At 64.4% G+C, this 900-nt stretch carries 1 protein-coding gene; it reads left to right on the top strand.

The window, feature by feature from the left end:
* A partial coding sequence (locus ACLKOZ_RS22445; protein ID WP_436478480.1) for an IS481 family transposase occupies positions 1 to 892 on the top strand: 892 nt, incomplete at its 5' end.
* Between the last annotated feature and the right edge of the window lie 8 nt (positions 893 to 900).

Genomic DNA, 900 nt, shown 5'->3' with positions numbered 1-900 from the left:
TACGGCCAGACGCTGGGCTGAACGCTATGCCGCGATGGGCGAGTCGGGCATGACCGACAGGTCCTCGCGCCCGCACCAGGTGGTGAACCGGACCCCGCAGCAACTCGTTCGCAAGGTCGTGCATCTGCGCTGGAAGCAAAGGCTGGGGCCGGTCGCGATCGGAGCAAAGCTTGCCATGCCCGCCTCCACGGTTCACGCGGTCCTGGTCCGGTGCCGCCTGAACCGGTTGCATCACGTGGATAAGCGCACCGGAGAAGTCATCCGCCGGTACGAACACGACAAACCGGGGGCGATGATCCACGTCGATGTAAAGAAGCTCGGCAATATCCCGGACGGTGGCGGCTGGCGCTACGTTGGCCGGCAGCAAGGCAAGCAGAACCGCGCCTCGACCCCGGCAAAGCCGCGAAGCAGCCACCACAACCCGCTGATCGGCACCGCTTACGTGCACACGGTCATCGACGACCATTCCCGGGTCGCCTACGCCGAGATTCACGGCGACGAAACAGCGGCCACCGCGGTGGGAGTGCTGCGACGGGCCGTGTCCTGGTTCGCCGTCCGCGGCGTCACCGTCGAGCGGGTCCTGTCCGATAACGGCTCAGCCTACAAATCCCATCTCTGGCGGGACACCTGCCGGGAGCTGAACATCAAAGCCAAGAAGACCCGCCCCTACCGTCCGCAGACCAACGGCAAGATCGAACGGTTCCACCGCACTCTGGCCGACGGATGGGCGTTCCAACGCTTCTACGCCACAGAGTCAGCCCGCAGAAACGCCCTCCCGGCATGGCTGCACCACTACAATCACTGTGAGTCTTGGTCATGGCTGGTCCGGGACCGGCTGGCAGGATGGCTACTGGCCGCCCCGCCCCGGAAATGTGACTCATACAATCATTGACATTGAGT

This window comes from Arthrobacter sp. R4, assembly GCF_051365025.1.
Taxonomy (GTDB): domain Bacteria; phylum Actinomycetota; class Actinomycetes; order Actinomycetales; family Micrococcaceae; genus Arthrobacter.
The sequence above is the reverse complement of the archived record's forward strand: the minus strand, read 5'-3'. Positions and strand labels throughout refer to the sequence as shown.